At 69.0% G+C, this 2,643-nt stretch carries 3 protein-coding genes; 1 reads left to right on the forward strand and 2 read right to left on the reverse strand.

The genetic code is table 11. The annotated features are described in order from the left end of the window. Positions 1-112 precede the first annotated feature (112 nt). Complete coding sequence (locus tag VJN29_RS06855) at positions 113-928, reverse strand: 2-keto-4-pentenoate hydratase (protein WP_324142873.1); 816 nt, start codon at positions 926-928, stop codon at positions 113-115. 313 nt (positions 929-1,241) lie between these two features. Next, positions 1,242-2,051, reverse strand: a complete 810-nt coding sequence (locus VJN29_RS06860; RefSeq protein ID WP_324142874.1) for an IclR family transcriptional regulator — start codon at positions 2,049-2,051, stop codon at positions 1,242-1,244. 89 nt (positions 2,052-2,140) lie between these two features. Between VJN29_RS06860 and VJN29_RS06865 the strand changes: the two genes are divergently transcribed. Beyond that, on the forward strand, positions 2,141-2,643 hold a 503-nt coding region (locus tag VJN29_RS06865), incomplete at its 3' end, for an IclR family transcriptional regulator (RefSeq protein WP_324142875.1).

Below are 2,643 nucleotides of genomic sequence, written 5' to 3' on the forward strand. Positions count from 1 at the left end.
CTCGATGACGTCGCTGCGACGCATGAGCTTGAACATGAGGTCCGTGCCGATGTTGCCGGGGCCGACGATGGCAGCGGTGCCCTTGGTCCGTGACGTCTCATTCGCCATCTGGCTACTCCTTGGGGTTCGAGCTCGGGGACGAGGTGGTCGAGAAGCGGGCGGTCACCGAGCCGAGCCCGGCGAAGGTTGCGGTGAAGGTGTCGCCGGCGGCGATGGGCACCATGGCGCACACCGAGCCGGGGAGCACGACGTGGCCGGCCTCGAGCGTGACGCCGCGGGCGCCGACCGTGTTGGCGAGCCACACCAGCGAGTTGAGCGGGGACCCGAGGACCGCGCCGCCGGCACCGGTGCCCACGACCTGCCCGTTGCGGTGGAAGGTCGCCCCGGCCAGACGCAGGTCCACGGCATCGACCGCGGTCGGCGTGGAGCCGAGCACGACGGCCCCGGAGGAGGCGTTGTCGGCGATGGTGTCGAACAGCCCGATCTTCCAGTCCCGGATGCGCGAGTCGACGACCTCCAGGGCCGGCAGCACGAAGTCCACCGCGGCGATGGCCTCGTGGACCGTCACGCCCGGACCGCGCAGCGGCTTCTTCAGCACGAACGCGACCTCGGGCTCGATCCTCGGCTGGAGGAAGCGCTCAACCGGGATCGGCGCGTGCTCGAGGTGGAAGAAGTCGTCGAGGAGGTGCCCGTAGTCGGGCTCGCTCACGCCGAGCATCTTCTGCATCGCGGCGGACGTCAGCCCGACCTTGTGGCCCTTGATCGTCCGACCTTGTCCGACGAGGGTGTCGATCTGGTGCAGCTGGATGGCGTAGGCGTCCTCGAGCGTGAGGTCGTCATACGTCGACGTGAGTGGGTCGATCGGCTCGCGTGAGCTGTAGGCCGCGAGCAGCGCTTCCGCTGCCTTGGACCGAGAGGGAGAGTCCACTGCTCTTTTCCTTCGCTCTGGGTCCGGTGAGAGCCGGGCCGAATGAATGCACGACATGAGTGCGCTGGCCTCACGATTCACGGTAGGTGCCTGGGAGAGTCTGGTCGCGCCTCGTTCCGCGTGCGGGAACGAAGCGGGGCAGTGGCACGTCAATCGGGAGGCCGTATGCCGCTGGGCTCGGTTCTGATCGAAAGTGGCCGAAGTGCCGCACAGCCCCAGTCGAGTGCCCAGAAACTCCCGCGCCAAGGCCTCGTCGAGTCCCCAGGAGCTCCCGCCGCCGGGCATGGTCGAGTGCGCAGAAACGCCCGGTGCGTCAGTTCCCGACAGCCTTGGCGATGCGGCGCGAGGCGGCGGTCAGCAGTGGCACGAGCTGGCCCACCGCGGGCTGGACCTGCAGGGTCGGCCCGAAGACGGAGACGGAGGCGATGGCGACCTTGCGGACGATCACGGGCACGGCGACCGACGAGGCGCCGTCGAAGGACTCGCCGTGCGACTCGGCGTATCCCTGGCTACGGGCCTTCTGCACCACGGCTTCCCAGTCCGCGGCAGTTCGCACGGTGTTGCTCAGCCGGGGCGGAAAGCCGGCTGCGACCCGCGCCTGGTAGACCGACTCGTTGAAGGCAGCGAGCACCTTCCCGGAGCTGGTGCAGTGGGCCGGCAGCCGGCGACCGAAGTGGCCGAGGATACGGACGCCGTCGGTGTTCTCGAGCCGCTCGACGAAGACGACGTCGGGGCCCTCGGGGACTGAGAAGTTCACGGTCAGCCCGGTCGACCTGGCCACCCCTCGGAGCGTCGGCAAGGCCGCGTGGCGCAGCTCGTTGCGTGCCTGAGCGAGCTGACCCAGCTCATAGATGTGGATGCCGAGCCGGTAGAGGCCGCTGGAGTGGTCCTGCTCGACGAAACCACGGGACACCAGCGTCTGGAGCAGCCGGTGCGCGGTCGACTTGGCGACGCCGAGCCGGCGGGCGATGTCGGAGACGCCGAGCTCGCCGTCGGTCGCGAAGCACTCGAGGACGTCGAGCGCGGAACCCACCGACTTGAGACCCGATCCGAGCGTCACGTCCGTGTCGGTCGCGCGCTTCCTCGGAGTGGTGGCGCACCAGGCGTCGTCTGCGATCGTCATCGACCGGCCTCTCTCGTCGTGGGCTCGCACTGACAGTGCCGGTCCTGATGAGGTTCAATCAATGAATGCGTTCCACTGGGCGGAATGGAGTGAGCGAACTCACGCCGGGTACCCGGCCGGGCGTCCTCAGCCGCACGCTCACGCTCCTGGAGACGTTCGAGGCAGCGGACGCGAGCCTCTCGCTGGCCGAGCTGTCGAGGCGGTCCGGCCTGCCCAAGCCGACGGTCCACCGCATGGTCGCCGAGATGACCCGAGAACGGATGCTCGAGCGGCTCGACGACGGCACCTACCGGCTCGGCATGCGACTCTTCGAGATCGGGGAGCGCCTCCAGACCAATCGCACGCTCTCAGACGCAGCCCTGCCCATCATGGAGGACCTGAGGGAGGCAACGCGACAGCGCATCCACCTCGCCGTGCTCGACGGCGTGGACGTGGTCTACGTCGAGATCCTCGGTGCCAACCTGATGCACGTCGGCTCGCGCACCGGTGGCCGCTTCCCGGCGCACGCGACAGGGGTCGGCAAGGCGATCCTGGCGTACTCACCGAGGGCCGTGGTCCAGGCCCGGATCGAGGCCGGGCTGCCACGCCTCAG

Source organism: Intrasporangium sp., assembly GCF_035280925.1.
Taxonomy (GTDB): domain Bacteria; phylum Actinomycetota; class Actinomycetes; order Actinomycetales; family Dermatophilaceae; genus Intrasporangium.

Excerpts from the sequence above, each read along its gene's own strand:
- VJN29_RS06860 (WP_324142874.1), bottom strand. The coding sequence starts at position 2,051 with ATGACGATCGCAGACGACGCCTGGTGCGCCACCACTCCGAGGAAGCGC.